The sequence below is a fragment of the Sphingobium sp. TomTYG74 genome (genome assembly GCF_055393875.1).
In genome coordinates this window covers 2525642-2552410 of sequence record NZ_AP027341.1, presented here as the reverse complement: position 1 = coordinate 2552410, position 26769 = coordinate 2525642, and the positions used below count along the sequence as shown (strand labels likewise).

Below are 26769 nucleotides of genomic sequence, written 5' to 3'. Positions count from 1 at the left end.
GAGAGCACCTGCCCTCGCGCGCGCAGCGACAGCCCAGTCCACAAAAGGCTGCACGAAGGGATCGCGCAGCCTTCAGGCCATCATGCCATATGGTCCGCACGGTCGCGCCAGCGCGATGGGGCCATCCGCTCATACCAGCGGCGAGGGGTCGGCATCTCGCCACTGAAATATTCCGCTGAATCCATGTAGAACTGGACCGGATCGCCATAACCGCGACGGGCGTGTTCCGCATAATCCACGCGATTGATGACGACACCGTCCACCGGCTTTTGCAGCACCTGCAACGCCGCGCGCACCTGTTCGATCGTGGTGCGGCCCCAGCGCACGACCAGCAGCGTATGATCGGCCGCATCCATCAGCATGCGTGAATCCCGCGTGGCAAGCGTGGGGGGCGCATTGATGATCAGCAGATCATAATGCTCCCGCAGATGATCCAGCAGGTCGTTGACCTTCCCCAGCCGCATGATCGCGGCCGGATTACGCGCAGGTTCACGCGCGCTCAGGACAACGGGTTCATAGGTGGTGATTTCGGACGGCTGCTCCGCGCCTGGCCTCTGTGTCAGGGCGAGCGTTGGAAGCATATGTCGCGCATCGACCGCACCGCTGAGATAATCGATGAGATCCGGCTTCCCCCCCGCATCATCGGTGGGACGCAGAACGTCACTGGGACGGCGCAGATCGAGGTCGAGCACGATCGCTCGGCGGCCCATAGCGACGGCCGCAGCCAGCAGGGTGAGGGTGACGGTCGATTTGCCGTCTCCGGTGATGGGCGAGGTGATCAGAACGGTCTGCGCCCTTCCCGGCTGGGCCAGTTCGGCGACCTCGCTTCCCAGCCCACGAGCCACCTCGGCAAAGAGCGACTGGGGGTCCTGAAGCACCGGATTCGCCTTTGCCGACCTCAGGGCGTCGCCATCCAGTTCGGGCAGCAGGGCAAAGGTGCGCAGGCCGAACTGATGATATATCTGCTCGGCATTCCAGAGGCGGTTGTCCGTCAGTTCGATGCCGAACACCACCAGCAGTCCCAGGATCAGCGACCCTACGAACGCGGCGAAGGTTGCGGATTTGGGCCGGGGCGAAATCGGCTCCTGCGGGACGGCGGCGGGCGACATCAGGCGCGAATGGATGCCGGATGCGGCGAGGCTGGCCTTCACCTGCTGCGCACGCGTGCTCATGGCGGTGAAGGCACTGCGCGCGGCTTCCGCATTGCGTTCGAGCGCGTTCAGCTCAACCGTCGCGGCGGTGTTCGCGAATGCCTTGCCCGTGATCGAACGGAGCGTTCCTTCCAGCTGGCCTGCGCGCGACGCGGCAGAGGCCGCCTCGCTCCTCGCGATGCCCGCTTCACGGGCGGCGGCGTTCTGAGCCTGGGTCGTGGCCGCAGCGATGACCCTGGCCTGTTCCTGCTGCATGCTGCCGGTGGTTTCCGCGATCTGCGCTTCCACACCGCGCATTTTGGGATGTTCGGACCCGTACATCATGGCGAGTTCGCTGCGCGTGCGGGTCAGGTCGTCCAGTTGCCGTCTTTGCTGGTCGAGTAGCGGGGATGTCGCGCCCGCCGTCGTGATGTTGCTCACTGCGCTCGCGATGCCAGCTGCCCGCGCGCTTTGCGCGGCACGCATGGCGGCGGCGGAAACAGCTTCGGCGGCGATCCGGTTGATCTGTTGATAATCCTCCGACCCGCCAGCGCCGGTAAGCATCTGATGCTGGCGGCGAAAATCGGCGACCGCCTGTTCCGCCTGATGCGCCTCGGTCGCAAGCCGTGCCCGCTCGTCATCCAGCTGGCTGACGATCTTGCCCTGCCGGTCATCGCGCATGACGGAGCGATAGGCGGCGAGGCTGGCGGGATATTGATTGGCGATTTCCGACGCCAGGTCTGCCGACTCGGATCGCACGGTGATGTCGATGAAGTCAGAATCCTTGGAGCTTGAAATCGATATGCTGGATATCAGCCTGCCCGCGAGCCGGGACAGGCGGCGGTTGTCGACGACGGCGTTAGGGGGAAGCGGCGTTTCGACGAAGCGCGGATCGGACGCGAGCTTCAAATCCTGCACCACGCGTTCGGCAAGGGAACGGGACCGGTAGATGCCCGCTTCGTTGGCAACGCGCTGCTGGTTACGCGCGGCCATGTCGGGCGATCCGCTGTCGTCATTCAGTTCGACCTGCACCGTCGCCGTCGCCTGATAGATGGGCGTCGAGGTCAACTGAACCACCAGCACGATAAGGACCGCGAAGAACACGATCGCGCCGAGCAACAGTTCGTGCCGCCGGATGATCTTGATGACTTGGCGGGCCGACAGGCTGGAGGGCCGGGAGCCCCCCTCCATCGGCCGGTCAGACATTGCCTCGAGCAGGGGCGCGTTCAGCGTTCCCGATTGCGATAGCATGAATAGATCCTCCACGGCGGCATTCTGACCTCATTGGCCGCCGACCCTCCCGCTTTTGCCAGGTCCGATCAAACAATCTTCGGTCGCAGAGCGCAGGAATAATGATTAACCCCTTCGGGCATCGCGTGACGCAAGAGGCGCAGGCCCTGCCCCCTTCCGCGCACGCCTGCGGGCCGTGTCTTGAGTCCAAAAGCGGCATCTCGGCTAACCACTTCCACCCGGGGCGATTTTTCTATACGTTACCAATGCGGTTATTTCCGGGGCGACTCAACAAAAGCCGGGTCAATGGCTGTGAGGCGCGCCTGCATTGATGGGAGAGAGCCTGTGCCGATTGCGATCGCCATCGCCTTGCTGGTGTTTGGTTCGGTCGCATTTCATTTGTTCAGCCCATGGTGGCGAACGCCCATCGCCTCAAATTGGGGCTCCATCGATTCCGCGCTGGACGTAACGCTCTGGATTTGCGCGGCCGCCTTCATCCTCCTCAACCTGTTCATGGCCTGGGTGCTGGTCCGCTACCGGCACCGCACCGGGCACAAGGCGCATTATGAGCCGGAAAACGCCTCATTGGAGAAAAGGCTGACGCTCTGGACGGCGATCGGCATCGCCGGGATGCTGGCTCCGGGTCTGGCCGCATGGGGCCGCTATGTTTCCGTGCCGCAGGACGCGACGGTCATCGAGGCGGTCGGTCAGCAATGGCAGTGGTCCTTCCGCTATCCCGGACCCGATGGGGTGCTGGGCGCGGCTGCGGTCAAATATGTGACGCCTGACAACGCCCTCGGCCTCGACCCCCTGGACCCGTTCGGGCGCGATGATGTGCTGATCGAGGCAGGCGATCTGCATCTGCCGCTGGGCAAGCCGGTCAAGATCGTGCTGCGTTCCAAGGACGTGCTGCACGATTTCTACGTGCCCGAATTCCGGGCGAAGATGGATCTGGTGCCCGGCATCGTCACCTATTTCTGGATGACCCCGACCAAGGCTGGCACGTTCGACATATTATGCGCCGAACTGTGCGGCACGGGCCACCATGAGATGCGTGGCAAGGTGATCGTGGAATCTCCAAAGGCCTTCGCGGCGTGGCAGGCCCAACAAACAAGCTTTGGACAGATCCTGGCCGAAACGCCGCCTGCCGCCATGTCCATCCTGCTGATCAAGGCCAATGCCTGCACCGTCCCTGCGTCCTGGAGCAAGAGTTGATGGCTACTACCCTGGCTGACGATCTGCGGCCGCTGCATCATCCCCACAGCTGGGTCACCAGATATGTCTGGAGCCAGGATCACAAGGTCATCGCCATCCAATATAGCGTGACAGCTATCGCGATCGGCCTCGTGGCGCTGTTTCTGTCCGCGCTGATGCGGTTGCAGCTTGGCTTTCCGGGCGTGTTCCCCGCGATCCAGCCGGACAATTACCTGCAATTCGTGTCGATGCACGGCATGATCATGGTCGTGTATCTGCTGACGGCGTTGCTGCTGGGGGGATTTGGCAATTATCTCATCCCGCTGATGATCGGCGCGCGGGACATGGTCTTTCCCTTCGTCAATATGCTGAGCTACTGGCTCTACCTGTTGTCGGTCATTGTGCTGGTAGCAGGGTTTTTCGTTCCAGGCGGCCCGACGGGCGCGGGCTGGACGCTCTATCCCCCGCAGGCAATCAGCGAAGGGACGCCCGGCCACCAATGGGGCATCGCGACGATGCTGGTGAGCCTTGCGATATTCGTCGCCGCGTTCACCATGGGCGGGCTCAACTATGTGACGACAGTGCTGCAGGCGCGGACCAAGGGCATGACGCTGATGCGGATGCCGCTGTCGGTATGGGGCATCTTCACCGCGTCGATCATGGGCCTGCTCGCCTTCCCGGCGCTGTTCGTCGCGGCGATCATGATGCTGTTCGATCATTTCGCGGGCACCAGCTTCTTCATGCCGACGATGCAGTCGATGGGGGCAGTCACCCCCACGGAGGGAGGAAGCCCCCTCCTCTTCCAGCATCTCTTCTGGTTCTTCGGCCATCCCGAAGTCTATATCGTTGCCCTGCCAGCCTTTGGCATCGTGTCGGACCTGATCAGCGTCCATGCCCGGCGCAACATCTTCGGATATCGCATGATGGTGTGGGCCATCGTCATCATCGGTGCCTTGAGCTTTCTTGTTTGGGCGCACCATATGTATGTGAGCGGGATGAACCCCTATTTCGGGTTCTTCTTCGCGACATCGACCCTGATCATCGCGATCCCGACCGCGATCAAGGTCTATAACTGGCTGCTGACGCTCTGGCGCGGCGACATTCATCTGCGCGTGCCGATGCTGTTCGCGATCGCGTTCATCTTCACCTTCATCCACGGCGGACTTTCAGGATTGTTCCTGGGCAATGTCAGCGTGGACGTGCCCTTGTCCGACACCTTCTTCGTCGTCGCTCATTTTCACATGGTCATGGGCGTGTCGCCGGTGCTGGTGATTTTTGGCGCGATCTATCACTGGTATCCCAAGATCACCGGGCGGATGTGGAACCAGACTTTGGGCCAGCTCCACTTCTGGATCACGTTCCTCGGCGTTTATGCGATCTTCCTGCCCATGCACTATCTGGGCATTTTGGGCGTGCCGCGCCGTTATTATGCCCTGGGCGAAACGGGCTTCATTCCGGATTCGGTGCATCTGGCCAATGAATGGATCAGCATTGCGGCACTGATCGTCTTCGCGGCGCAAGGACTGTTCTTCTTCAACATGATCTGGAGCCTGTTCAGGGGGCCGCGCGCCGATCCCAATCCCTGGGGCGCGGCCAGTCTGGAATGGCTGACGCCGCAAACCCCGCCTGCGCACGGCAATTGGGGGCCAAAGCTGCCAATCGTCTATCGCTGGGCCTATGACTATAGCGTGCCAGGTGCACCTCGCGACTTCATCCCCCAGACGGAGCCGCGCACATGACGATCCTGGCGCGCCTTGCGGAGAAAAGCTGGGAACCGGCAAGCGACCGGGACCCCGCCGCACGGACCGGCCCCCGCCCGTCTGCTGGCGGTATCGGCCTCAGCGTCTATTTCGCCGTTGCGATGGTCATGTTTTCGCTATTGGGCGCGGCCTATTTCATGCGCATGGGTCTGCACGCGTCCATGGGTCATGGCGACGATTGGGTCGCCATGCCCGATCCGCCGCTGCTCTGGATCAACAGCGCCTTGTTGGGGGCAAGCAGCATCGCATGGGAAACAGCGCGCCGATCTGAGGCGGCGGGCCGGGCGGCGGGCGCTTCCCTCGCGGGCGCGGTGCTTGGCCTGGCCTTTCTGATCGGCCAATGGATGCTGTGGCGTCACTATCTTGGCCAGGGCTATTATCTGTCGTCCAACCCGGCCAACGCCTTCTTCTATCTGCTGACGGCGCTTCACGGTCTTCACATCGTCGGAGGCCTGGCAGCCGCAGCCTGGGTGCTGGCGGAGCGAAACCCCGGCCATGTCCGCCTGTGCGCCGTTTATTGGCATTTCCTGCTCTTCATCTGGATTTTGATCGCCGCCCTGCTCGTATCGACATGAGGTCAATCGCCATGGCTCACACGGTGTCCGACGGTAGAGACAAGGAGATCATCACTCCCGCCCTGCGGGAGATCGTCGCTGACTGGTCGGCCGATCAGGAAGTCTTCCGCCATACCCATTGGGGCAAGGCGATGATGTGGATTTTCCTGCTGTCGGATACCTTCATCTTTTCCTGTTTCCTGACAGGTTACATGACGATGCGGGCATCGGCCGTGGAGCCCTGGCCTAATACAGCGGAAGTATTTGCCCTCACCATCGCAGGGCAGAATATTCCGCTGATACTGATTGCGATCATGACGTTCGTCCTCATCAGTTCCAGCGGGACGATGGCGATGGCGGTCAACTTTGGCTATCGCCGCGACAAACGCAAGACCGCCATGCTGATGCTGCTCACCGCCCTGTTCGGCGCGACCTTTGTCGGCATGCAGGCGTTTGAATGGACCAAGCTGATCCATGAAGGCGTGCGCCCCTGGAGCAATCCCATGGGCGCGCCGCAGTTCGGTGCCAGCTTTTTCATGATTACAGGCTTCCACGGCCTGCATGTCAGTTGCGGCGTCATCCTGCTGCTGATCATCGCATCAAAAGTCGCGCGCGGGCATTATGATCGTTCGGGCGACTATAGCGCCGTGGAGATCGCCGGACTGTACTGGCATTTCGTCGACCTCGTCTGGGTCTTCATCTTCGCCTTCTTCTACCTGTGGTGATGTCCATGAAGCATGAGATAGCCAGCAGCGATAGCTCCATAGTCCATGAGGGGCAGCATCATCCGATCAGCCTGTACCTGAAGGTCTGGGGCTATCTGTTCGTGCTGAGCGCCATGTCCTACATGGTCGATTATATGCATGTGCAGGGGATCGTGCGCTGGACGCTGATCATCCTCTTCATGCTGCTCAAGGCGGGACTGATCCTGTCGATCTTCATGCATCTCGCCTGGGAAAGGCTGTCGCTGATCTATGCGATTCTGGTGCCGCCGCTGGTCCTGCTGGTGCTGGTGCGGATCATGACGATCGAGGCGGACTATGCCTATTGGACGCGGGCGATCTTCATGGGTGGGGGAGGGTGAAGCCATGGACCGGATGCGCTGGCTGGTGACGGGGCTGTGCGTCGCGGGGGCGGCAGGCGCGCTCTGGAGCTTCAACTGGTTCGCGGGACAGCTGTATCCCAATGCCGATGCAGGCTCCCTCGCCTACAGGCCCGCCGACGACATGCCGCCGCGCGTGGACATGGCGTCGGTGCAGCGGGACTGGCCATCCAGCCTGGGCGACCCGGGCGAGGGCAGACGGCTGATCGCCTATCATCGGGACATGCGGGGCAAGGCGCCTGTTCCATCCTCCGGCGGCGGTGCTGCTCCGGCGGCGGCGGCCGTCGATCTTGGCACATTGCTCGCCAGCGCGGACGCGAATGCTGGCAAGGCGAAGATGCAGCTTTGCGCGAGTTGCCACGACTTTGGCCAGGGCGGGCCGAACCGAATCGGGCCTAATCTGTGGGGTGTGGTAGGGCGGCCGGTCGGTAGCCATGCAGGCTTTGCCTATTCGCCTGCGATGAAAGCGCATGGGGGCAGTTGGACCTACGACCAGCTGTTTGCGTTCCTCGCCTCGCCAATGCGGGATGTGCCGGGAACGAAAATGAGCTTTGCAGGGCTCCGCCGTCCCGAAGATCGGGCGGCTGTCATCAAATATCTGGCGACGTTGGGAGGCGGAGCGCCACCGTTGCCGAAGCCGGGCGCGCAAGCCGGTCAATGACCCGGCCCAAACCTGCTCCCGATGAGCGGGAACAGGCGTAGCCCGAGCAGCCCTCAGCGCACCACCGCGCGCGTATAGAGATGCCAGGTCGAATATCCCAGCACCGGTAGCACGACGGCAAGCCCCACGAGCCCCGGCAATGCGCCCAGGATCAGCAGGACCACCACGATCAGTCCCCAGGTCGCTACAGTTACGGGACTGGTCCGGGTAACCCGAACCGACGTCCGCAGCGCATTGCCCCAACTGACCTTCTTGTCGACGATCATCGGGAAGGACACCACGCTGACCGCCAGCGTGATGATGGCGAAACACAGGCCGACAAGATTGCCGACGATGATCATCTGCCAACCTTCGGCGGTTCCGAACACCGCGTTCACAAAGGCCCCGAAGGATGAGACGACTTCCGGCCCGAACCTGCCGACGGTCGAATTAAAGATGAACCAGGCCGCTGCCAGCCATGCCAGGAACAGCAGGGCCGTGATGCTGGTCAGGTCGAATAGCGACGGCGCCGACGGCCCCCGAACCACGTCGAGGAAATGACGCCAGCGGGAATCCAGTCCATGTTCCCGGCGCCGGGCGAGTTCATAAAAGCCGCTGGCCAAGGCAGGGCTGAACAGGACAGAGCCCGCCAGCAAAGGAAATAGCAGTGGCAGGATCGACACGCGGCTGGCTATCAGAATAGCGAACAGCACGACCACGGGATAAATCAGCCCAATGAAGACCAGATCGCCACGCTTGGCCTGGAAATCTTCCCAGCCCTGCCGCAGCGAGATACGCAGATCATCGAAGCCGATCTTGCGGATTTCATAATCGTCCCGACTGGAATCCAGATCAGCTGGATGCGTAATCGCCATGGTCGCTCTCCCTTCGCGAAGTCACCATGACGGACGCTAAGTTTCAATCCTCAGTCGGGACAGGTGACGGGGGCGGCCTTTTAGCCCGCGCAGCGCATCGTCTCGGCATGAGGAACGCCCCATGGCCAACAGCGGCAGATTACACCAAAGCGTAATGGAGCGGAACCAAAAAGCAGCTTGTCCTGCGCCAAGGCCGTGCAGACAAGCCGTCGGTGATCGCTTTTATCGATCATCATGACCGATCTTAATCGCTTACCTGGCGCGCCCATCGGGACTAGCCTGCTGATCTGCATTCAATAGGAGAGCCAAATCATGGACGCGAAAACTGGTGAAAGCCCGCTGAGCTGCCCTGCGAAGGAGCCAGCCGCGCTGCGGTCATTGCTGGGGCGCACCAACCGTGACTGGTGGCCCAATCAATTGTCGCTCGAAATCCTTCATCAAAATGGCGCACACGCGAACCCGATGGGCGAGTCCTTCGACTATGCCAGCGAATTCGCGTCGCTCGATCTGGAAGCGGTCAAGAAAGACCTGCACGCGCTGATGACGGACAGCCAGCCATGGTGGCCGGCAGACTATGGCCATTACGGCCCCTTCTTCATCCGCATGGCGTGGCACAGCGCGGGTACATACCGCACGGGCGACGGCCGCGGTGGCGCGTCTTCAGGCGGGCAGCGTTTCGCGCCGCTCAACAGCTGGCCGGACAATGCCAATCTCGACAAGGCGCGTCGCCTGCTTTGGCCAATCAAGCAGAAATATGGCCGCAAGCTGTCCTGGGCCGACCTGATGATCCTGACCGGCAACGTCGCCATCGAGTCCATGGGCGGGCCCGTCTTCGGCTTCGGCGGCGGGCGCGAGGATGTGTGGGAACCCGAAAAGGACATTTATTGGGGCACGGAAGAACAATGGGTCGGCAGCCCCGAAAACCAGACCCGCATCCAGCCCGAGAAGGAAATGGCGCTGGAAGATCCGCTCGCGGCGATCCAGATGGGGCTTATCTACGTCAATCCGGAAGGTCCGGGCGGCAACCCCGATCCCTTGCAGTCGGCCCGCGACATTCGCGAAACCTTCGCGCGCATGGGCATGAATGACGAAGAGACGCTGGCATTGACCGCTGGCGGCCACACCTTCGGCAAGGCGCATGGCGCAGGCGACGCTTCAAAGATCGGTGCCGAACCGGAAGGCGCGGACATCGCGCAGCAGGGGCTCGGCTGGCAGAGCGGGCATGAAAGCGGCATGGGCGATCACACGATCACGAGCGGCATCGAGGGCGCATGGACCCCCACGCCGATCCAGTGGGACATGAGCTTCTTCCACATGCTGCTCGACTATGACTATGAGCTGGTGAAGAGCCCGGCGGGCGCGCATCAGTGGCAGCCCATCAACCAGAAGCCGGAGGATATGGCACCGGGCGCGCACAGCCCCGACAGGCGGCTGCCGACGATGATGACCACGGCGGACATGGCGTTCAAGATGGACCCTGAATATCGCAAGATCGCCGAACGCTTCCACAATGACCCGGCCGCTTTCGCCGATGCCTTCGCGCGCGCATGGTTCAAGCTGTGTCATCGCGATATGGGACCCAAGAGCCGCTACCTCGGGAGCGATGTTCCTGCGGAGGATCTGATCTGGCAGGACCCGATCCCAGCGGCGGACTATGCCCCGATCGAGCAGGCAGACATCGCCGCGTTGAAGCAGGAGATCGCGTCGTCCGGACTGACCGTATCGGAACTGGTGCAGACGGCATGGGCTTCGGCATCCACTTTCCGGGGATCGGACAAGCGTGGCGGCGCCAATGGCGGACGCATCCGCCTTGCTCCGCAAAAGGATTGGGAGGTGAACCAACCCGATCAGCTGGCCCGCGTGCTTGGCGTGCTGGAAGGCATCAAGGCCAAGTTCGACGGCGCAGCTTCCGGCGGCAAGAAGGTCAGCATCGCCGACCTCATCGTGCTGGGCGGCTGTGTCGGTATCGAAAAGGCGGCTAAGGACGCCGGGCATGATGTGACCGTGCCGTTCACGCCGGGCCGGACCGACGCGTCGCAGGAGCAGACCGATGTCGATGGCTTTGCCGTGCTGGAGCCGAAGGTAGACGGGTTCCGCAACTATCTGCCAGTCAGCTATCGCGTGCCGGTGGAGGAACTACTGATCGACCGCGCCAACCTGCTGAGGCTCAGCGCGCCTCAGATGACGGTGCTGGTGGGCGGATTGCGGGTGCTGGGCGTCAATCATGGCGGATCGACGCACGGCGTCTTCACCAACCGACCGGGTCAGCTCACCAACGACTTCTTCGTCAACCTGCTCGACATGGGTACGGCGTGGAAGGCGGAAAGCGATAAGGGCGACGTGTTCGTCGGCAGCTGCCGCGATTCCGGCGAGCAGAAGTGGACGGGCACGCGCGTCGATCTCGTCTTTGGGTCGAACTCACAACTGCGTGCGCTGTCGGAAGTCTATGCGTCGGCCGATGCAGGGCGCAAGTTCGTCGATGACTTCATCGCTGCGTGGGTCAAAGTAATGGACGCCGACCGGTTCGATCTTCAAAGATCAGCAGTGACTGCCACCGTCTGAACACAAAAGCCGCCGCAGCTTTCATGAGGAAGCTGCGGCGGCCAATTTAATCTAACCTCAATGAAGATCCCGGCGGCCATAATCCGTGTCGCCGAAACGACTAGGCCTCGTCATGTGGGACATTCCGTCAGGTTCGCCAGGCTCGTGCACCAGTTCTTCAAACAGCGCGCGATAATGGATCATCGCCTGACGCAGATCCTCGGTATCGGCCTCCCCGCGTGCGTGACGTATGGCGATGTCATGGGCCGAGCGATAATTCTGCACGACTTCCGGGTGATAAACGGACAAGTCGGCTGAACGCCTGTCGAAATCGACGATGGGATAGCCGCGCGCCTCCATTACTTCGGTCAGCAGCACGTCAGCGCGCGACACCGCACCTTGAGGATCATCAACGAACTGGTTCTGGACCTTCATCCAGCCATCGGTGAACATGTCGGTCTGCTGCGGGGAAAGGCGGCGCAGCGAAAAGCTGGCCACGCGCTTTTCCCGTTCCTGCAATTCTGCTTCCGCCTTGCGGGAGCTGCCCGCCTCCTCGACAGTGCGGTCATATTCAGACCCGAATTTCGATCGCAGATTGGCATGCTGCCGGTTGCGCATGATCAGCACGGCTAACCCGGCCAGCAGAACAAGGACGACCAGCCCAAGGCCGATCTCCAGCGGAGTGAGCGTCACCATGACATCTCCTTGGCCCGTTTTTAAGGCCGCTTATGACGCCCGCCGCCAGATGTTGTTAACCGGGGTGAATGGGCTTTGTTCCCGCAAGACGAAGACGAGGAAATGGAAGCGGAGGGAACGATGCGCCGCTCCACCGGTTGCCCTCACTCCCCTATCAGGAGTGGCTCCCATGCATATCGAAACCCCCGAAGGTCATGTCATCCATGTGAAGGACATGGGGTCGGGCCATCCGGTGATCCTGATCCACGGCTGGCCCCTGACCGGCGACATGTGGGAATATCAGACGCTTGCGCTGCTGGAGTCGGGCTATCGCGTAATCACCTATGATCGTCGCGGTTTCGGGCAATCGGGTCATCCCGCCGATGGCTATAATTATGACGTGTTCGCAGACGATCTCGCCGCAGTCATTGATAAGGTGGGCGCGGCCAAAGTCTCCCTCGTCGGATTCTCCATGGGAGGCGGCGAAATCGCGCGATACCTGTCGCGCCATGGGTCGGCGAAGGTGGACAGGGTAGCGCTGATCAGCTCTGTCGTGCCGTATCTTCTGAAGGACGACAGCAATCCCGACGGTGTCGATGAATCGGCACTGGACCAGATGCAGGCGCAGGTGCGCGAAGACCGTTTCGCTTTTCTCCAGACCTTCGCCAAAACCTTCTACGGCATCGGCCTTGTTTCCAAGCCCGTCAGCAGCGCGCTGCTCGACTGGACGTTCATGCTGGCGATCATGGCAAGCCCCAAGGCAACGATCGATTGCATCCACGCCTTTGGCCGAACTGACTTCCGGCCCGACCTTGGCGCCTTCACTATCCCCACGCTCATCATCCACGGGACGAGCGATAAGACAGTGCCGATCGATTCGACCGGGCGCGCGGCGGCCGCTGCGATACCGGGGGCGCAGCTGATCGAATATGATGACGAACCGCATGGCCTGTTCGCGACCGCGCCGGATCGGTTGAACGCCGATCTGCTGAGCTTCCTCGCGCAATAAGTGCAGCGCGCCGTCATGCAGAAGACGAACCCGTTCAGCCTTTTCATGGACAGCTGGCAACTGGGACTGGAAGCCTGGACGGTGATCGGCCTCAGGATACCCAGGCTGCTGGCAGGCAACCCGGCCGCAGCGCGGGAAACGCATCTCATGATCGCCGAAAAGATCGAAGCGATAGGCGTGCTGCAATGGAGGGCGATGACCGGCGATCTGGGCACCAGCCCCGATGCCGCGATGCGCGGTTCGATCGCCCATTATCGTAAAGCCGTTGGCCGCAATCGGCGACGTCTCGCCCGGCGGAGAAAATGACGCAGCCCCCGACACCGGCTCGCAGCGTTTCCTATCGGCGAGATGTGCAGGAAGACCCCATATCGGCCCGCTCTCGTTCAAGTAATCACCCTAATACTGATCCCTGTTAGGCATTTTTGAGGGAACGCGGCGCTCTCCCCCGAATTGAACAGGGGTACAATCAGGAGAGTATTTTCCGTGGCTACCCGTTTCGTCGCACCCGCGTGCGCATCGCAATTTCTTCAACAAGGCTTTCAAGAACGCCTCAGTCATTGGAACCGGCAACGTCTCGCCCCATCCTATCCCGAGGATTGGGAAAGCCGGTTCCGCCAGGATGAAGCCATGCTGCGGCTGGAACATGGTTTCATGGAAGAACTACGCGCGATGGTGCGCGACCGCGCGGCGCAGGCGCCAACCGATCCCGAAGGCTTCATCCAATGGTTCGAAGCGCTGGAGCAGACCGGCCCCGGCCAGCATGACGCGCTGTTTCCCTGGCTCGCCGACCATGCGTCGCGGGACGAAATCCGCTGGTTCCTGACGCAGGAAGCGGCGGGCGAAGCTGGCTTTGACGATCTCGTCGCGCTGACACAGGTCAAGCTGCCCGATTCTGCGAAGCTGGAACTTGCCCGCAACTATTGGGACGAGATGGGGCGCGGCCAGGAAAAGGGCATGCATGGCCCCATGCTGGCGCAGTTGGTCACAACGCTGGAACTGAAGCCGACGATCGAGACCACAGTCTGGGAAAGCCTGGCGCTCGCCAACGCCATGACTGCGATGGCGACGCAGCGCTGCTATGCCTGGCACAGCGTCGGCGCGTTGGGCGCGATCGAACTGACCGCGCCGGGCCGATCGGCGCACACCGCGCGAGCCTTGCGACACATCGGGCTCAGCCAGTCGGAGCGACGATATTTCGATCTGCATGCGGTGCTCGACGTCAAGCATAGTCGCGACTGGAATGAGCTGGCGATCAAGCCGCTGGTCGCCGAAGACCCGCGCCGGGCCACCGCGATCGCCGAAGGCGCGTTGATCCGCCTCAGTTGCGGCGAACGCTGCTTCAATCGCTACCGCAGCCATTTCGGGCTGGAGCAAGAGTGATGGCGCGATCCAATGGCCGCATCCTGATTGTCGAGGATGACCCGCTGCTGGCAGGCATGATGGTCAATCTGCTGCTGGCGGAGGATTATGAAGTCGATGGCCCCCACGCCAGCATCAGCGACGGCATGGCCGCGCTAGCCATCCATATGCCCGATGGCGCGGTGGTTGATCTGCATCATCCCAGCCGGAGCGTAAGCCTCTTGAAGGACGATCTTGAGACCTATGCCATCCCTTTGCTGGAAGGAGAGGATAGCGACGTGCGGGACCTTCAGCGACGCTTGCTACCTTGGCTTCGACACATGCGGCATTGAGGACGCGAGGGATAAGCAACTCTTGTCCCGCGCCATATCGCGGCTATGACCCTGCATCGTGATCGAAGCAGGAGACGGCATGGGCCGCATCATCGGGAAAGTCTTTCGCGGAGCGGGCATCGGGCTGCTGTTCCTGATAATCGCGCTGTGCCTTGCGATCACGATCATCCCCCCCTTTCTCGACCGCGTCTATTATGACGGGCCGGTCAGCCGCCATTATGACGGCGAGCACTTTTTCAATCCCGATGGCGAAATCGAGTTTTCAAGTCCCCCAGGAACAAGCCGCCGGGGCTTTCTCCTTCGCTGGCTGATGGGGCAGGATGAGCGCCCTGCATGGCCCACAACAGTCGCAGTGAAGCCCACCCGCCCGCCAGCCTTCGCAGCGCCGAAAGGCATGGTAGCGACATGGGTCGGTCATGCCACGGTGCTGGTGCAGGCCGCGGGGATCAACATCCTGACCGACCCCATCTGGTCCGACTATGCGAGCCCCCTGCCACCGCTGGGTCCCAAACGGGTAGCCGAGCCTGGCATCCGGTTCGACGACTTGCCGAAGATCGACCTCATCATCGTCAGCCACAATCATTATGACCATATGGATATCCCCACGCTCAAGAAACTGTGGGAGCGGGATCGGCCCAAGATCATCGTCAGCCTGGGCAATGAGCGCATCCTGAAGGACAAGGGCATTCCGGCGATCGCGCTGGATTGGGGCCAGTCGGTGACGGGCGCCGCCCTCAATAATCTGGGGACTCAAACGGTCATCCAGTGCGAAAATTACGAACATTGCCCCGACTATCGCGTCCATGTGGTGCGCAATCATCATTGGAGCAGCCGTTGGGGCACTGACCGCAACCGCGCATTATGGTCGAGCTTCCTGATCGAAACGCGCGCGGGCAACATCTTCTTCGCGGGCGACACGGGGGCTGGCGACATGGCATGGCCCACGGAAGCCGCACGGCTCGGTCCGGTCCGCCTCGCCATCATCCCGATTGGCGCCTTCCGCTTCTGGCCGGGGCAGATGGAGGCGGACTCCCACATCGGGCCGCAGCGCGCCGTCGAGGTGTTCGACAAGCTCAAGGCATCGACCGCGATCCCGATCCATTGGGGCACGTTCCGGCTGTCCTATGAAAAATGGAGCACCCCGCCGCGCATGCTGGAGCTTTTCCTGAAATGCGAAGGCATAGAGCGGCAGCGCTTTGCGCCATTGCGCGTCGGCCAGTCCATTCAGGTTCCCGCCTATTCCGCCGTGCCGCGTGGCCCAAGACGCTGCGACCAACGCGCCATCCGGGCATTGCAATAGGTCAGGCGGGAGGGCCTGCTTCCAGCATCGCGCGCCAATTGTCTGTCGTCATCGCCGTCAGATATTCTGCCTGCATCTCGGCGGTCAGCATCTCCACCATCTGCCGCCCTTCGATCCACAATTCGATCACGCCGAACACGCCGCCACGCTTGCGATATTTGGCGGGCCAGCCTTCGCGCTGCGCGATTGCCATGATCTCTGCGCGGGACAGGGGCGTGGCCAGCGCGGCATGTGTCGCGGTATAGCGGGTTTCGCCAGTCCGCTCCCCGAAGCTATCGGCGTCGCCTTCCTCCTCGCGCAAGACGGTGTCGATCGGATAGACCTCTACGGCGGTGCCCCGGTCATCGCCAGCCAGGGCGATCCAGCTGCCCGGCGTCACGGGCGGGAAATAGAGCGCCTCGCCGCGCCACATTTCAGCGATAACCTCCGCAACATGCTTTGGATCATGCGCGGCAATCGAAAGATGAAAGAGCATGTCTCGACTCTCCGACATTCTGATGGATGCCGAGCGCGACAATGGCACAGAATCCCGCCACCAGCATTGGAGATTCCGGACAGGAAGCCCTCCGCTGGCAGGCAGCGGAGGGTTTCTTAAGACAGGCCGTTCAGGCCTTGCTGCACTCTCCGGTGCGTCTACCAGTCACGTCATGGGTGGTGCGCAATACGGGGCTACCTGCGGCGGTCTTCGTCATGGTGCTACCCAGCGTCAGCGTATCGGCGGTGTAATTGCCCTCCAGCACGATTTCCGATGTCGCTCCACCGGACTTGCAGGACAGGGTCGCGATCAACCGCCCCTTGCGCAGCAGCTTGTCCTTATAGGTGCAATCCTTGCCCTCATCCCCTGCCAGAGCATCGGCATCGGGTGTCCCCTTGGCATCGACGGCAACGCACAGCTTTTCCTCGTCAACCTGTTTCAGCGCGGCCTGATATTGTTCGGGCGTGACAGTCGGCGTGTTGTAGCCGGTAGTCTTGCGGGTGATCGTCCATTCGCCCCCCTTCATCACGATCGGCGCTTCAACGGCTTCGGGTGCAGGCGCCTCATTGCCGCATCCGGCCAAGCCAAGCGTCATCGCAAGCGGCAACGCCGCTATTATCGTCTTTCGCATATCCTCTTCCCCTGTTCTCTTACGGAACGGGCGGAGGCTCGCTTGCCAAGCGCCCAAGCGCAAGAGCAAAAGTGACGCTAGCGTTTCCTGTAGGTGGGCGCGTGAAAGTCGGGCGGCTTGGCCGCGACCCAGCCGAGAAAGCGGGCGATACCGGGATGCGTGCGGAGGGCAGCGGCATCACCCTGCGTGCGGGCAAGCTCGACATTGCTCATCTGCGCATGGATGGCCCGATGACAGATTGGATGGACGGGCACCGTTCCGCACCCGCCTCGGCTTTTCGGCACCGGATGATGCCATTCGACCCGTTTGCCTAAGGCGCGCGCACAGAGCCAGCAAAAGCCCCCCGCGCTCTCCATCATATCAGGATGCGACGCACTCCGCGCCGACCCATTTGCCCGTGGTCTTCGCCTTCATGCTCATGTTCATGCCATTGGGCGCGCCGCTCATCTTCATGTCCATGTGCATTTCATAGCTTTCCGGCCCGTAGTCGCCAGACATGACGGCATTCATCGTTCCCTGTTCCGACTTGCAGGCGATCTCGCCCTTTACCGATCCGCTGCTGACGTCGAAGCCCTTGTAGATGCAATCCTTGTTTTCCTGACCCGAGAACATCTTGCCGCTGGGGTTCGCCGCTTCTTCGGGAGAGACGCAATATTTGATCGAAGTGCGGCTCATCATCTTCTTCATCTGCTCTTTCATCTGATCGCCACCGCCGGGCATGTTCGGCATGTCGATATCCTCGAGCGTATAGGCGCCTTCCCACTGGCCGGGCTTCAGCTGCACCTTCTGAACTTGGGCTTTCACTTCCTCGCGCGTCTGCGGTTCGCCGGAAGGCTTGTCGCCGCAGCTGGCGAGCAACAGCGTGGCAGGAATAATGACGGCCAAGGCTTTAAGCATGATCTTCCCCCGTTGATGCCGGAATGACCCGGCCTGTCTAACCATCAGCATATCAGGACAGGCATAGAATGAAAAATGATCCTGCGCGCTATTGGGCCAGCGCCGCAGCTTCCTGCGCGCAATCAGGTGCGGTTTCGGCGGGTTTGCTGCGCAACGCAGCGACTTCCTTGCGCGCAGCGGCAAGATCGGCAGCGAAGGCGGGATCGGCATTGAGGCGCATCACGGTGGCGGAGGCAATGACCCGTCCTTCCTCGATATCGCTCAGCCAGTGCACATTGCAGATGCGGCGGCTGTCGCCGAAGGCACGGCCGCGCGCCACCAGCCTTGCCGCGCGGTCAGGCATTAATTCCGCAAGGATGAGGCCATAGCCATAACCGATGGCGCTGTGGCCCGAGGGATAGGAGCCGTCGCGGCGCAGGAACTTCTCCCAATCCGGCGTGCAGCTGGGCTTGCCATTTTCCATGAACGGACGCTGCCGCATATAGCGTTTCTTTACGTCGGCCGTTGATAGGCCGAGATCTCCCATCGTGCGGGTCAGAAGGCGGGTCAGCGCGGGCGCATGGGCCTGATCGATCGGGAAGCCCGCCGTGCAAGAGAACGCGGCGGCAGCCTGGGCGGGGCGTAGGTCGGCATCGGCCTTGGCGAGATCCCAGCGTGCGCTACCCTGCATCGCGACGGCGGCGACCGCCCCTTCCCTGTCGCGCGCCTCGGCCACCGATCCTGCCGCCGGGGGCGGCGGAGAGAGCAACAGGCTGTCAGGAAGCGCACCGCCGCCAAGATAACCGCCGCCCAGCGGGTTCTTTCCCTGCATGGCCGATGGCGGCATCTGCGCCGATCGGGTTTCTGCCGTCGTCGTGGCGCATGCCTGCAACATGGCCAAGGACGCGAGCAGAAAAATAGCTTTGCGCATACAGTCCCTTCCTCCCGTTCGTGGGATATTCGCTCCCACATTGCTGTGGTGCGGGACCATGCCCATATTGGCCCGCATGTCCATTCAGATTCGCACCACGCTGGACGAGCCCCAGACCGGCGAAGGCTTCGTCCCCCACCGTCCCGCGCGCCCGGAAAAGAGCGAGGGCGGCAGGCCGTTCAAGCTGGTTTCCGACTATGAGCCCTCGGGCGACCAGCCCACCGCCATCGCCGAACTGGTGGAACAGGCAAGGGCGGGTGAGAAGGATCAGGTGCTGCTAGGCGTCACCGGCTCCGGCAAGACCTTCACGATGGCGAAGGTGATCGAGGCGATGCAACGGCCCGCGCTGATCCTTGCTCCCAACAAGATTCTCGCAGCGCAGCTTTACGGAGAGTTCAAGAGCTTCTTCCCGGAGAACGCCGTCGAATATTTCGTCAGCTATTATGACTATTACCAGCCCGAAGCCTATGTGGCGCGATCCGACACCTATATCGAGAAGGAGTCGAGCGTGAACGAGGCGATCGACCGGATGCGCCACTCCGCCACCCGTGCGCTGCTGGAGCGGGACGATGTGATCATTGTCGCGTCGGTGTCCTGTCTTTATGGCATCGGCTCGGTCGAGACCTATTCGGCCATGACCTTTTCGATGAAGAAGGGCGGGATCGAGGATCAGCGGGAGATCATCCGCAAGCTGGTGGCGCTACAGTACAAGCGCAACGATGCCGCCTTCGCGCGCGGCAATTTCCGGGTGAAGGGGGACAATCTGGAGATTTTCCCGTCCCACTATGAGGACACCGCCTGGCGCGTTTCCTTCTTCGGCAACGAGATCGAGGAGATTGTCGAATTCGATCCGCTGACGGGAAAGAAGATCGCGACCCTCGAATATGTGAAGGTCTTTCCCAACAGCCACCACGTCACGCCGGGACCAACGCTCAAGCAGGCGATGGAGGCGATCCGCTTTGAACTGACCGAACGGCTGAAAGAGTTGCAGGCCGAGGGCAAGCTGCTGGAGGCGCAGCGGCTGGAGCAGCGCACGAACTTCGACCTCGAAATGATCGCGGCGACCGGCAGCTGCGCGGGGATCGAGAATTACTCCCGCTTCCTGACCGGCCGCCTGCCCGGCGAGCCGCCGCCCACCCTGTTCGAATATCTCCCCGAAAACGCCCTGCTGTTCGTGGACGAAAGCCACCAGACCGTGCCGCAAATCGGCGCGATGGCGCGGGGCGACCATCGGCGCAAGATCACGCTCGCCGAATATGGCTTCCGCCTGCCGAGCTGCATCGACAACCGGCCGCTGCGCTTCAACGAGTGGGACGCGATGCGGCCGCAGACGGTCAGCGTGTCCGCCACGCCGGGGCCGTGGGAAATGGAGCAGACCGGCGGCGCCTTCTCCGAACAGGTCATTCGCCCCACCGGCCTCATCGACCCGCCGGTCGAGATCAAGCCGGTGGAGGATCAGGTGGACGACCTGATCAACGAATGCCGCAAGGTCGCGGCGCAGGGCTATCGCACCCTCGTCACCACGCTGACCAAGCGCATGGCGGAGGATTTGACCGAATTCATGCATGAAGCGGGGATCAAGGTCCGCTACATGCACAGCGACGTCGAGACGCTGGAACGTATCGAATTGATCCGCGACCTGCGGCTGGGTGTCTATGACGTGCTGATCGGCATCAACCTGCTGCGCGAGGGTCTCGACATTCCGGAATGTGGCTTGGTCGCGATCCTCGACGCGGACAAGGAAGGCTTCCTGCGATCGGAAACATCGCTGATCCAGACCATCGGCCGCGCCGCGCGCAACGTGGAAGGACGGGTCATCCTCTATGCCGATCGCATCACCGGCAGCATGGAGCGGGCGCTTAACGAAACCAGCCGCCGCCGCGAGAAGCAGCAGGCCTATAATCTGGAGCATGGCATCACGCCGACCACGATCAAGCGTAACATCGGCGACATCATCGCCCATGTCGCGAGCAAGGATCAGGTCACGGTCGATACCGGGCTGGACGACCGCCCGCACCTCGTCGGCCATAACCTCCGCGCCTATATCGAGGATCTGGAAAAGAAGATGCGCGCCGCCGCCGCCGACCTGGAATTCGAGGAAGCAGGCCGCATCCGCGACGAAATCCGCAAGCTGGAGGCGGAGGAGCTGGGCCTGCCCGCCAACGAGCAGGTCGCCGCGCCGCGCGGGCGGGCGACCGAAGGCAAGCCGGGCACGCGCAAGCTGCGCTACGGCAAGACCCAGCGGAAGTTCGGGCGTTGACGCAAGTTCAGCATGACGAAAGGTTCGGGGCCGTTTAAGCGAGCATCATGAAGAACTTGCCTCTCGCCCGCGCTATCGCTCTTGCAGTGCCATTGCTGCTGCTGGGCGGTGCTTACGCTTCGCAATATGTGGGCGGTTTGCATCCGTGCGAGATGTGCTGGTGGCAACGCTATCCGCATATGGCGGCGATTCCGCTCGCGCTGATCGCCTATGCGGCGAAAAAGCGGCCCTGCATCAGTGCGCTGTTCGCGGGATTGGCGGGCTTGGCGATTGGCATCAGCGGCGCGATCGGCCTGTTCCATGCAGGCGTCGAATATGGCTGGTGGCAGGGACTGACGGCCTGCTCCACCTCTACGGCAGGGGGCAACCCGGCCGACATATTGAACCAGATCATGGCGACCCCGATCACCCGCTGCGATGTCGCGCCCTGGACGCTGCTCGGCATTTCGCTCGCAGGCTTCAACGGGCTCTTGTCCGGAGCGAGCGCGCTCGCCATCTTGGCCTTGCTGATCAAGTCGAGGAAACAGGCATGAACGCGCCCAGGGAGTTCCCCCGCCCCGGCCGGAAGGTGACGGCCGATGATCGCGCGGCGATGCTGCGCGTGGATCAGGCGGGCGAATTCGGCGCGACGCGCATCTATGCCGGGCAGCTTGCCGTGCTTGGCGATCGCCACCCCGACGCCCGCGTCATCGCAGGCATGGCGGCGCAGGAAGAGCGGCACCGCAAGATATTCGACGCGATGATCACCCGGCGCGGTGTAAGACCGACCGCGCTTCGGCCGATCTGGAACGTCGCGGGCTTTGCGCTGGGCGCAGTAACCGCCGCGATCGGCCCGCGCGCCGCCATGGCCTGCACCGCCGCGATCGAGACGGAGATCGACCGTCATTATGGCCAGCAGTTGGCGGAATTGGCAGGCGACGACCCGGAACTCGCCGCCACCATCACGGATTTTCAGGCGGAAGAAGTTGAACATCGCGAAACCGCGATCGCCCGTGGAGCGGAACAGGCGCCCGCCTATCCACTGCTGTCGGGCGTCATTCGTTTAGGATGCCGGGCTGCAATCGCGCTGTCGAAGCGGATCTGAGGAGATAAGGACGATGATGAAGACCGCGACAGCCGCCATGCTGCTGATGGCTGCGAGCACCCTGCCCGCCATGGCGCAGCAGCAGAGCGGGCCCGTGCAGGAGCAGGCCCCCACCGCCGCTGCCGGTACAACGGGATCGGAGCGCGTCAATCTTGTCATCGTCTATGGCGATGACGCCTGCCCGCAAAGCGCTGGCACCGACATCGTCGTTTGCGCGCGCAAGGGTGAGGAAGAACGCTTCCGCATCCCTGAACCGCTGCGTGGCGATCCCAACAAGCCGAGCAATCAGGCATGGGGCGAGCGCGTGCGGTCGATGGAATATGTCGGCCGTACCGGCACGGAAAGCTGCTCAGCCACTGGCCCCGGCGGCTTCACGGGCTGCTTCAACCAGTTGGCAAGGCTTGCCAAGGCGGAACGGCAGGCGGCGGACAATGCCAGCTGGAAGGATCTGGTCGAAGCCGAACGAGCACGGCGGCTTTCCACCATCGACGCGGATAGCAAGGCGATCGAGGCACGAGCCGTGGCGGAGGAGAAGGCGCAGGCCAGCCAACCGCAGCAGACTGCACCCACGCAGCCCTGACGGTTGCTCCGGGCGCTTGGCGTCTGGGTAAGGCTGGCGGAATGGGGCACTCCGCCGGTGGACAGGGGCGAAAAGAGGATAAAACCTATGCGCTTCCCGGTTCATGCCTTCCTTGCAGTGGCGGCGCTTGTTCCCATCGCCTTACTCGCCCCAGCCAAGGCCGAGCCGCCACAGCGCGTGTTCAACCTGATCGTCTATGGGAACGACCCCTGTCCCAAGGGCGAAGGCGACGAAATCGTCGTTTGCGCGCGCAAGCCCGAGTCCGAACGCTACCGCATCCCCAAGAAATTGCGCGAAAAGCCCGCCCCGTCCGGCGGGCCGGGTTGGGGGAGTCAGGTGGCGACGATGGAAGAGGTACAGCGCCAGAATCTCCCCGGCAGCTGCTCGGCAATCGGCAGCAACGGCTTCACCGGCTGCACCGCCAAGATGCTGGAACAATGGTTTGCCGAACGGCGGATGCAGGAGTCCAAGGGAGAGCCTTGAGCTTTTGATGCTCGACGGTCGCCCATCCCCCTTCACCATCTGAATTTCAGATTGCGAAACTATCCGTGGCGCGGATCAGGGCGTCGAGGATGCCGGGTTCATTATAGGCGTGCCCAGCGCCCTCGATCATCTCGAACCGCGCTTCAGGCCATGCCTTGTGCAGCGCCCAGGCGGTCTCGGCGGGACAGGCCATGTCGTAGCGACCCTGAACGATCACGCCGGGAATGTCGCGGAGCTTGCCCGCATCGTGGATGAGCTGGCCTTCCTCCAGCCAGCCGCGATGCACGAAATAATGATTTTCGATCCGCGCGAAGGCGAGTGCGAACGCATCATCCTCATGCGTGGCTGACAGTGCAGCGTCTGGCAGCAGACGGATGGTTTCACCTTCCCAAACGCTCCACGCCTTGGCCGCCGCGACCTGCGCCAAGCGATCTTCGCTCGTCAGGATGCGGTGATAGGCATGAAGCAAGTCGCCGCGATCCTTCTCCGCTATGGGAGCAAGGAAGCGTTCCCACTTATCTGGATAGATGCGGCTGGCACCTTCCTGATAATACCAGTCGACCTCCTGCTGGCGGAGCGTGAAGATGCCGCGCAGGATCAATTCGCTGACATTGGCGGGATGGCTCTGTGCATAGGCAAGCGCCAGCGCCGATCCCCAGCTGCCGCCGAACACAAGCCATTGATCAACACCCATCAATTCCCGCAACCGCTCTATGTCCGCCACGAGATGCCAGGTCGTGTTCGCTTCCAGCGAAGCATGCGGCGTCGAACGGCCGCAACCGCGCTGGTCGAAGAGTAAAAGATCGTAGCGAGTCGGATCGAACAGGCGACGGTGATCGGGCGAGATGCCGCCGCCCGGCCCGCCGTGGAGGAAGACCGCAGGCTTTGCCCCCGGCGTGCCGACGCGCTCCCAATAGACGGAATGGCCGTCACACACATCAAGATGGCCGACAGCATAGGGATCGATTGCAGGGTATGGGGTGCGCATACCGGAAGTCTAAGCGAGCCAATGGGCAAAGGGAACCAGCGACAAGATCAGCCTATCCACAGATTGGATGACAGTATCCGCAGTGCGTGAGGGCATCTGCTACAATTTGCGACAAATTCGCCTTGGCCTTGCCAAGATTTTGAGACAGTTCGCCCCTAGTGACGTACCATCAAAGGTTCGCTTTTTCCAAAAGGGGTATGTTCGTGCGCCGACCGGCTTCGCTGATGCTGTTTTTCATGATGGGCGCATCGCCCGCTGCGCTGATGGCGCAGACCTCAGCCCAGGAGCCGCCTGCGCAGATGGACGAAGGCGACGAAATCATCGTCACGGGCCAGCCGCAGCGGGGCGCTGTGCTGGGCAATATCAAGCCCGAACAACAGCTTTCCTCCGCCGATATTCGGGCCTTGGGTGTCACTTCCATTTCGGAAATGATCACCGAATTGTCCGCGCAGACGAACGGCACCCCGGTCGTGCTGCTGAACGGCAAGCGCATTTCCAGCTTTTCCGAAATCCAGGACATCCCGTCCGAGGCCGTGGCACGTGTCGACATCCTGCCGGAACAGGTCGCCCTATCCTATGGCTATGCACCAACGCAGAAGGTGGCGAACATCGTCCTGCGCCAGCGTTTCCGGGCGGAGCTGGCCGATCTACGGGCGGCCACGACGACCGATGGCGGACGGGAAAGCGGGTCGGCCGAGGCAGGCCTGCTGCGCATCCGGGGTGACAATCGCTTTACGTTGAACGTCAAATATAATGCCGCTGCTGCCCTGCTGGAAAGCGAACGCGGGATCGATCGGACGGCGATCAGTCCGGCGTTGATCGACATCACCCGTTTCCGCACGTTGAGCCCGGCGACCGAGAGCGTGTCCGCGAACGCCACCTATGCGCGCGCGCTGGGCGGCGTATCGATGACCGTCAACGGCCGGGTGGAGCTGTCGGACAATGACTCGCTTCAGGGGCTGTCTGCCGCCGCACTTGCCGCGCCGGTCGGCAACGGGCCGCTCTATGCCGAATTTCTGCGCGACAACCGGCTTGACCAGCAGATTCGCGGAACGACCGGCCATCTCGGCCTGACCTTTAACGGGCTGCTCGGCAAGGGGTGGCAATGGTCCTTCACCGGCAATGGCGACCTGTCGGACACCCGCACGCGAACCGACCGATCGGCATCGACCGACCGGGCGAGCGCGCGGTCGCAGGCCGTGACGGGCGACCTGCTGCTGTCAGGCCCTGTGTTCGAGTTGCCTGCGGGCTCCGTCACAAGCTCCGTCCGGGTGGGGGCGTCGACCAATGGATTTGAGGGCTGGTCGATCCGCAACGGGTTCGAGCAGGACATCGACTATGACCGGCAGATCGCCAGCGGGCAGGTCACTCTGGACTTGCCAATCACCAGCAAGACAAGAGGCGTGCTGGGCGCGGTTGGCGACATCGGCATCAATGTGAATGCGGCGGCGCAGGAGCTTTCGGACTTCGGCACGCTCTCCACCCTTGGTTATGGCCTGCGCTGGCGGCCGATCCCTGCGGTGCAACTGCTGGTGTCCGCGAACCAGGACCGGGCCGCGCCGACGGGAAACCAATTAAGCGATCCCGAAGTCAGGACGGAGAATGTACCCGTCTTTGATTATCAAAGCGGCCAGACCGTCTTCGTCACGCGGGTGACGGGGGGCAACGCGCAGTTGAAGGAAAGCGTGCGCGACCAGTTCCGGCTGAGCGCAACGGTGAAGGCTTTCGACAAGCCCAACCTGACCCTGACCGCGACCTACCTCAACAGCCGGACAAGCAATCCGATCGCGGCATTCCCCGAGCCGACTCCTGCAATTGAGGATGCCTTCGGTGGCCGCTTCACCCGCGTTGGCGGCTTGCTGACCGAAATCGATGCGACGCCGATCAATTATCTGCGCTCGCAAAGCGAACAGCTGCGTTGGGGCTTCGACCTCTCCTTCCCGCTAAAATCGCGCATCCAGAAGTTGGCAGAGGCTTGGCGCGCCGCCGGTGCAAAGCCGGAAGATCGTCCCCAGGAGCTGCAGGATATGCGCGCGCTCTTCGGCAATCGCGGCGGACGGGGCGGACAGCGTGGCGCGCAAGGAGGCCAGGATGGCACGCCGCCGCCCCACGGACAGGAGGGCGGCGATCGACCGCACGGCGAAGGTGGCTTTGGCGGCCCCGGAGGCGGCGGACGGCCGGGCGGCGGTTTTGGCGGGCCGGGCGGCATGGGTGGCGGACGTGGAGGCGGAGGCGGGCGCCTCAGCTTCAGCCTCTACCACACATGGCATTTTACCGAGAGCATCCTGATCGCGCCGGGCGTGCCGGAACTCGATCTGTTGAATGGCGATGCGACGGGATCATCAGGCGGGCAGCCACGGCATGAGGTGGAGGCACGCGTCGGCTACACCAACAATGGCCTTGGCGCACGGCTCAGCGTCAATTGGGAAAGCGGCACCCATGTCGATGGAGCACTGGGCGGCACTTCGCGGCTCGATTTCGGAAGTCTGGCGACCGCTAACCTGCGACTGTTCGCCAATCTGGGGCAGATGCCTTCGCTTGTGAAGAATCATCCCTTTCTGCGGGGATCGCGGGTATCGATCGGGATCAACAACATCTTCAACACGCGACGCGATGTGACGGACGCGACCGGAGGAACCCCGCTGCGCTACCAGCAGGGCTATCTCGATCCGCTAGGCCGCACGATCAGCATTTCCTTCCGCAAGCTGTTCTTCTGACTCTTGCCTAAAACTCTCCATTTTCCATCCGTTATGACCTTTG

At 62.3% G+C, this 26769-nt stretch carries 27 protein-coding genes; 18 read left to right on the top strand and 9 right to left on the bottom strand.

Features of this window, described 5'->3' with window-relative positions:
• Positions 1–80: 80 nt before the first annotated feature.
• Positions 81–2381 carry a GumC family protein gene (locus ACZ5TB_RS12890; RefSeq protein WP_464791507.1) on the bottom strand — a complete coding sequence of 767 codons (2301 nt, stop codon included), beginning with the start codon at positions 2379–2381 and terminating at the stop codon, positions 81–83.
• Positions 2382–2705: 324 nt separating this feature from the next.
• On the opposite strand from ACZ5TB_RS12890, the gene ACZ5TB_RS12885 reads away from it, so the two are divergent.
• The 6 genes from ACZ5TB_RS12885 to ACZ5TB_RS12860 are packed head-to-tail and all read left to right on the top strand — an operon-like array spanning position 2706 to position 7631.
• A complete protein-coding gene (locus ACZ5TB_RS12885; RefSeq protein ID WP_464791506.1) occupies positions 2706–3575 on the top strand; it encodes a cytochrome c oxidase subunit II in 870 nt (289 codons plus the stop codon).
• Positions 3575–5293: a cytochrome c oxidase subunit I gene (locus tag ACZ5TB_RS12880; RefSeq protein ID WP_464791505.1), complete on the top strand. Its 1719-nt coding sequence runs from the start codon at positions 3575–3577 to the stop codon at positions 5291–5293. Before ACZ5TB_RS12885 ends, ACZ5TB_RS12880 begins: the two co-directional genes overlap by 1 nt.
• Positions 5290–5889 (top strand): cytochrome c oxidase subunit 3, encoded by a 600-nt coding sequence (locus ACZ5TB_RS12875; protein WP_464791504.1) that lies wholly within the window; start codon positions 5290–5292, stop codon positions 5887–5889. Before ACZ5TB_RS12880 ends, ACZ5TB_RS12875 begins: the two co-directional genes overlap by 4 nt.
• Positions 5890–5900: 11 nt before the next feature.
• Positions 5901–6593, top strand: a complete 693-nt coding sequence (locus ACZ5TB_RS12870; protein ID WP_464791503.1) for a heme-copper oxidase subunit III family protein — start codon at positions 5901–5903, stop codon at positions 6591–6593.
• Positions 6594–6598: 5 nt separating this feature from the next.
• Positions 6599–6952, top strand: coding sequence for a cytochrome C oxidase subunit IV family protein (locus ACZ5TB_RS12865; RefSeq protein WP_464791502.1), 354 nt, complete (start codon positions 6599–6601; stop codon positions 6950–6952).
• Between the two features lie 4 nt (positions 6953–6956).
• Positions 6957–7631: a c-type cytochrome gene (locus ACZ5TB_RS12860; protein ID WP_464791501.1), complete on the top strand. Its 675-nt coding sequence runs from the start codon at positions 6957–6959 to the stop codon at positions 7629–7631.
• Between the two features lie 53 nt (positions 7632–7684).
• Here ACZ5TB_RS12860 and ACZ5TB_RS12855 read toward each other — a convergent pair whose 3' ends face one another.
• Positions 7685–8485 carry a DUF2189 domain-containing protein gene (locus ACZ5TB_RS12855; RefSeq protein ID WP_464778786.1) on the bottom strand — a complete coding sequence of 267 codons (801 nt, stop codon included), beginning with the start codon at positions 8483–8485 and terminating at the stop codon, positions 7685–7687.
• Positions 8486–8797: 312 nt separating this feature from the next.
• Here ACZ5TB_RS12855 and katG point away from each other — a divergent pair, with 312 nt between their 5' ends.
• Entirely contained in the window at positions 8798–11047 is a 2250-nt protein-coding gene (katG, locus tag ACZ5TB_RS12850) for a catalase/peroxidase HPI (RefSeq protein WP_464791500.1), read from the top strand.
• A 57-nt stretch (positions 11048–11104) separates the two neighbouring features.
• On the opposite strand, the gene ACZ5TB_RS12845 is transcribed toward katG, so the two are convergent.
• Entirely contained in the window at positions 11105–11722 is a 618-nt protein-coding gene (locus tag ACZ5TB_RS12845) for a hypothetical protein (protein ID WP_196225163.1), read from the bottom strand.
• Between the two features lie 169 nt (positions 11723–11891).
• Here ACZ5TB_RS12845 and ACZ5TB_RS12840 point away from each other — a divergent pair, with 169 nt between their 5' ends.
• The 5 genes from ACZ5TB_RS12840 to ACZ5TB_RS12820 all read left to right on the top strand — a co-directional run bounded on the left by ACZ5TB_RS12840 (position 11892) and on the right by ACZ5TB_RS12820 (position 15701).
• Entirely contained in the window at positions 11892–12710 is an 819-nt protein-coding gene (locus ACZ5TB_RS12840; protein WP_464791499.1) for an alpha/beta fold hydrolase, read from the top strand.
• A complete protein-coding gene (locus ACZ5TB_RS12835; RefSeq protein WP_464791498.1) occupies positions 12711–13016 on the top strand; it encodes a hypothetical protein in 306 nt (101 codons plus the stop codon).
• 177 nt (positions 13017–13193) lie between these two features.
• Positions 13194–14090: an iron-containing redox enzyme family protein gene (locus ACZ5TB_RS12830; protein ID WP_464791497.1), complete on the top strand. Its 897-nt coding sequence runs from the start codon at positions 13194–13196 to the stop codon at positions 14088–14090.
• Positions 14090–14401: a response regulator gene (locus ACZ5TB_RS12825; protein WP_464791496.1), complete on the top strand. Its 312-nt coding sequence runs from the start codon at positions 14090–14092 to the stop codon at positions 14399–14401. The genes ACZ5TB_RS12830 and ACZ5TB_RS12825 overlap by 1 nt, the downstream gene beginning before the upstream one ends.
• A 79-nt stretch (positions 14402–14480) precedes the next feature.
• On the top strand, positions 14481–15701 hold the full coding sequence (locus ACZ5TB_RS12820) for an MBL fold metallo-hydrolase (protein ID WP_464792563.1): 1221 nt from the start codon (positions 14481–14483) through the stop codon (positions 15699–15701).
• A gap of 1 nt (position 15702) precedes the next feature.
• Here ACZ5TB_RS12820 and ACZ5TB_RS12815 read toward each other — a convergent pair whose 3' ends face one another.
• The 5 genes from ACZ5TB_RS12815 to ACZ5TB_RS12795 all read right to left on the bottom strand — a co-directional run bounded on the left by ACZ5TB_RS12815 (position 15703) and on the right by ACZ5TB_RS12795 (position 18614).
• A complete protein-coding gene (locus ACZ5TB_RS12815; RefSeq protein WP_464791495.1) occupies positions 15703–16176 on the bottom strand; it encodes a hypothetical protein in 474 nt (157 codons plus the stop codon).
• 130 nt (positions 16177–16306) lie between these two features.
• Complete coding sequence (locus ACZ5TB_RS12810; protein WP_464791494.1) at positions 16307–16807, bottom strand: DUF3617 domain-containing protein; 501 nt, start codon at positions 16805–16807, stop codon at positions 16307–16309.
• Positions 16808–16884: 77 nt separating this feature from the next.
• Entirely contained in the window at positions 16885–17163 is a 279-nt protein-coding gene (locus ACZ5TB_RS12805) for an HNH endonuclease (protein ID WP_464792562.1), read from the bottom strand.
• 4 nt (positions 17164–17167) lie between these two features.
• The gene (locus ACZ5TB_RS12800) at positions 17168–17704 is read right to left on the bottom strand and encodes a DUF3617 domain-containing protein (RefSeq protein ID WP_464791493.1); all 537 of its coding nucleotides are present in this window, start codon (positions 17702–17704) and stop codon (positions 17168–17170) included.
• 88 nt (positions 17705–17792) lie between these two features.
• The gene (locus tag ACZ5TB_RS12795; RefSeq protein WP_464791492.1) at positions 17793–18614 is read right to left on the bottom strand and encodes an acid phosphatase; all 822 of its coding nucleotides are present in this window, start codon (positions 18612–18614) and stop codon (positions 17793–17795) included.
• Between the two features lie 76 nt (positions 18615–18690).
• On the opposite strand from ACZ5TB_RS12795, the gene uvrB reads away from it, so the two are divergent.
• The 5 genes from uvrB (at position 18691) to ACZ5TB_RS12770 (ending at position 23021) form a co-directional block, all read left to right on the top strand.
• On the top strand, positions 18691–20874 hold the full coding sequence (uvrB, locus tag ACZ5TB_RS12790; protein WP_464791491.1) for an excinuclease ABC subunit UvrB: 2184 nt from the start codon (positions 18691–18693) through the stop codon (positions 20872–20874).
• Between the two features lie 47 nt (positions 20875–20921).
• Positions 20922–21407, top strand: a complete 486-nt coding sequence (locus ACZ5TB_RS12785) for a disulfide bond formation protein B (RefSeq protein WP_464791490.1) — start codon at positions 20922–20924, stop codon at positions 21405–21407.
• Positions 21404–21958, top strand: a complete 555-nt coding sequence (locus ACZ5TB_RS12780; RefSeq protein WP_464791489.1) for a demethoxyubiquinone hydroxylase family protein — start codon at positions 21404–21406, stop codon at positions 21956–21958. The genes ACZ5TB_RS12785 and ACZ5TB_RS12780 overlap by 4 nt, the downstream gene beginning before the upstream one ends.
• 13 nt (positions 21959–21971) lie before the next feature.
• Complete coding sequence (locus ACZ5TB_RS12775; RefSeq protein WP_464791488.1) at positions 21972–22538, top strand: hypothetical protein; 567 nt, start codon at positions 21972–21974, stop codon at positions 22536–22538.
• An 87-nt stretch (positions 22539–22625) separates the two neighbouring features.
• On the top strand, positions 22626–23021 hold the full coding sequence (locus tag ACZ5TB_RS12770; RefSeq protein WP_464791487.1) for a hypothetical protein: 396 nt from the start codon (positions 22626–22628) through the stop codon (positions 23019–23021).
• Between the two features lie 46 nt (positions 23022–23067).
• On the opposite strand, the gene pip is transcribed toward ACZ5TB_RS12770, so the two are convergent.
• Positions 23068–24009, bottom strand: coding sequence for a prolyl aminopeptidase (gene pip / locus ACZ5TB_RS12765; protein ID WP_464791486.1), 942 nt, complete (start codon positions 24007–24009; stop codon positions 23068–23070).
• A 197-nt stretch (positions 24010–24206) separates the two neighbouring features.
• Between pip and ACZ5TB_RS12760 the strand changes: the two genes are divergently transcribed.
• Positions 24207–26726: a TonB-dependent receptor gene (locus ACZ5TB_RS12760; RefSeq protein ID WP_464791485.1), complete on the top strand. Its 2520-nt coding sequence runs from the start codon at positions 24207–24209 to the stop codon at positions 26724–26726.
• The last annotated feature ends 43 nt before the right edge of the window (positions 26727–26769 follow it).

What these genes read in the sequence shown, in the direction of transcription:
- ACZ5TB_RS12890 (WP_464791507.1), bottom strand. Translation starts at nt 2,381, where the DNA reads ATGCTATCGCAATCGGGAACGCTGAACGCGCCCCTGCTCGAGGCAATG.
- ACZ5TB_RS12880 (WP_464791505.1), top strand. Translation starts at nt 3,575, where the DNA reads ATGGCTACTACCCTGGCTGACGATCTGCGGCCGCTGCATCATCCCCAC.
- ACZ5TB_RS12875 (WP_464791504.1), top strand. Translation starts at nt 5,290, where the DNA reads ATGACGATCCTGGCGCGCCTTGCGGAGAAAAGCTGGGAACCGGCAAGC.
- ACZ5TB_RS12870 (WP_464791503.1), top strand. Translation starts at nt 5,901, where the DNA reads ATGGCTCACACGGTGTCCGACGGTAGAGACAAGGAGATCATCACTCCC.
- ACZ5TB_RS12865 (WP_464791502.1), top strand. Translation starts at nt 6,599, where the DNA reads ATGAAGCATGAGATAGCCAGCAGCGATAGCTCCATAGTCCATGAGGGG.
- ACZ5TB_RS12860 (WP_464791501.1), top strand. Translation starts at nt 6,957, where the DNA reads ATGGACCGGATGCGCTGGCTGGTGACGGGGCTGTGCGTCGCGGGGGCG.
- ACZ5TB_RS12855 (WP_464778786.1), bottom strand. Translation starts at nt 8,485, where the DNA reads ATGGCGATTACGCATCCAGCTGATCTGGATTCCAGTCGGGACGATTAT.
- katG (WP_464791500.1), top strand. Translation starts at nt 8,798, where the DNA reads ATGGACGCGAAAACTGGTGAAAGCCCGCTGAGCTGCCCTGCGAAGGAG.
- ACZ5TB_RS12845 (WP_196225163.1), bottom strand. Translation starts at nt 11,722, where the DNA reads ATGGTGACGCTCACTCCGCTGGAGATCGGCCTTGGGCTGGTCGTCCTT.
- ACZ5TB_RS12840 (WP_464791499.1), top strand. Translation starts at nt 11,892, where the DNA reads ATGCATATCGAAACCCCCGAAGGTCATGTCATCCATGTGAAGGACATG.
- ACZ5TB_RS12825 (WP_464791496.1), top strand. Translation starts at nt 14,090, where the DNA reads ATGGCGCGATCCAATGGCCGCATCCTGATTGTCGAGGATGACCCGCTG.
- ACZ5TB_RS12820 (WP_464792563.1), top strand. Translation starts at nt 14,481, where the DNA reads ATGGGCCGCATCATCGGGAAAGTCTTTCGCGGAGCGGGCATCGGGCTG.
- ACZ5TB_RS12815 (WP_464791495.1), bottom strand. Translation starts at nt 16,176, where the DNA reads ATGCTCTTTCATCTTTCGATTGCCGCGCATGATCCAAAGCATGTTGCG.
- ACZ5TB_RS12810 (WP_464791494.1), bottom strand. Translation starts at nt 16,807, where the DNA reads ATGCGAAAGACGATAATAGCGGCGTTGCCGCTTGCGATGACGCTTGGC.
- ACZ5TB_RS12805 (WP_464792562.1), bottom strand. Translation starts at nt 17,163, where the DNA reads ATGGAGAGCGCGGGGGGCTTTTGCTGGCTCTGTGCGCGCGCCTTAGGC.
- ACZ5TB_RS12800 (WP_464791493.1), bottom strand. Translation starts at nt 17,704, where the DNA reads ATGCTTAAAGCCTTGGCCGTCATTATTCCTGCCACGCTGTTGCTCGCC.
- ACZ5TB_RS12795 (WP_464791492.1), bottom strand. Translation starts at nt 18,614, where the DNA reads ATGCGCAAAGCTATTTTTCTGCTCGCGTCCTTGGCCATGTTGCAGGCA.
- uvrB (WP_464791491.1), top strand. Translation starts at nt 18,691, where the DNA reads ATGTCCATTCAGATTCGCACCACGCTGGACGAGCCCCAGACCGGCGAA.
- ACZ5TB_RS12785 (WP_464791490.1), top strand. Translation starts at nt 20,922, where the DNA reads ATGAAGAACTTGCCTCTCGCCCGCGCTATCGCTCTTGCAGTGCCATTG.
- ACZ5TB_RS12780 (WP_464791489.1), top strand. Translation starts at nt 21,404, where the DNA reads ATGAACGCGCCCAGGGAGTTCCCCCGCCCCGGCCGGAAGGTGACGGCC.
- ACZ5TB_RS12775 (WP_464791488.1), top strand. Translation starts at nt 21,972, where the DNA reads ATGATGAAGACCGCGACAGCCGCCATGCTGCTGATGGCTGCGAGCACC.
- ACZ5TB_RS12770 (WP_464791487.1), top strand. Translation starts at nt 22,626, where the DNA reads ATGCGCTTCCCGGTTCATGCCTTCCTTGCAGTGGCGGCGCTTGTTCCC.
- pip (WP_464791486.1), bottom strand. Translation starts at nt 24,009, where the DNA reads ATGCGCACCCCATACCCTGCAATCGATCCCTATGCTGTCGGCCATCTT.
- ACZ5TB_RS12760 (WP_464791485.1), top strand. Translation starts at nt 24,207, where the DNA reads ATGTTCGTGCGCCGACCGGCTTCGCTGATGCTGTTTTTCATGATGGGC.